At 45.9% G+C, this 1,249-nt stretch carries 2 tRNA genes and 2 rRNA genes; all 4 read left to right on the forward strand.

The features are described 5' to 3' along the window. Window positions 1-337: ribosomal RNA gene (locus AC1DXC_RS27270) — 16S ribosomal RNA — on the forward strand; the annotation flags it as partial. Between the two features lie 237 nt (window positions 338-574). Then, window positions 575-649: transfer RNA gene (locus tag AC1DXC_RS27275), tRNA-Ile, on the forward strand. Window positions 650-734: 85 nt separating this feature from the next. Further along, a tRNA-Ala gene (locus tag AC1DXC_RS27280) sits at window positions 735-811 on the forward strand. 270 nt (window positions 812-1,081) lie between these two features. Continuing rightward, window positions 1,082-1,249: ribosomal RNA gene (locus AC1DXC_RS27285) — 23S ribosomal RNA — on the forward strand; the annotation flags it as partial.

A 1,249-nucleotide genomic window follows, 5' to 3' on the forward strand; every position in this document is an offset into this window, starting at 1 on the left:
GTCATCATGGCCCTTACGTCCGGGGCTACACACGTGCTACAATGGGCAGTACAGAGGGCAGCTACCTGGCAACAGGATGCCAATCTCACAAAGCTGTTCACAGTTCGGATCGGGGTCTGCAACTCGACCCCGTGAAGTTGGATTCGCTAGTAATCGCGTATCAGCAATGACGCGGTGAATACGTTCCCGGGCCTTGTACACACCGCCCGTCAAGCCATGGAAGCTGGAAGTGCCTGAAGTGCGTAACCGTAAGGAGCGTCCTAGGGTAAAGTCGGTAACTGGGGCTAAGTCGTAACAAGGTAGCCGTACCGGAAGGTGTGGCTGGAATACCTCCTTTCTGGAGCATTATCCCTAATCTTAAGCAAAAGTATTTTCCACTATTATAACAGTTCGAAAACTGTTACCTGCATGATTATTTTCTTAATCTTTATTAGATGTGAGACGTGAGATATGAGACGTGAGACAAAAATCTCAAATCTCAAATCTAATATCTCAAATCTAATTAAAAAACAACCCGGAAGATGAAGCCATCAGTGGTTCAGCCATGAGTGTGGCAGTATTGTACGAAAAAAACAGTCCTGTAGCTCAGTTTGGTTAGAGCACTACACTGATAATGTAGGGGTCAGCAGTTCAAATCTGCTCGGGACTACGAAGGCAAGTTTACAGTGGGCAGTTTACAGTGTGCAGTTACAAACTGCAAACTGAGAGCTGCAGACCGCAAACTGAATCTGAAAGGGGGATTAGCTCAGCTGGCTAGAGCACCTGCCTTGCACGCAGGGGGTCAACGGTTCGAATCCGTTATTCTCCACCACACCCACCGTTCTCCGAAAGGAGTAGGATATCATGCAAGTTACTATAGCAATATAGTATTGGGTAACGTTCTTTGACATATTGGAAGAAGTAAAATTGAAGAGAAAACAACAGTAGAGACACTGTCAGGCTTCAGTTGAAAGATTTATAGAAGCAAGAAACAAGACGAAGACGCAAGTCCGGGTCTTGRATCTAATCTCTTGTCGTCTTGCATCTGAACGGACAGTTATCAAAAAGCATACAGTGGTGAGCAAAAGCATCACACGTATAGAAGAAAGTAAATAAGGGTACACGGGGGATGCCTTGGCTCTCAGAGGCGATGAAAGACGTGATAAGCTGCGATAAGCCGCGGGGATCAGCAAATATGAATTGATCCGCGGATTTCTGAATGGGGAAACCTAACTATCTGAAGGATAGTTGCAAATATGCGCAAACCTGC

The sequence above is a fragment of the Mucilaginibacter sp. P2_D11 genome (assembly GCF_056404435.1).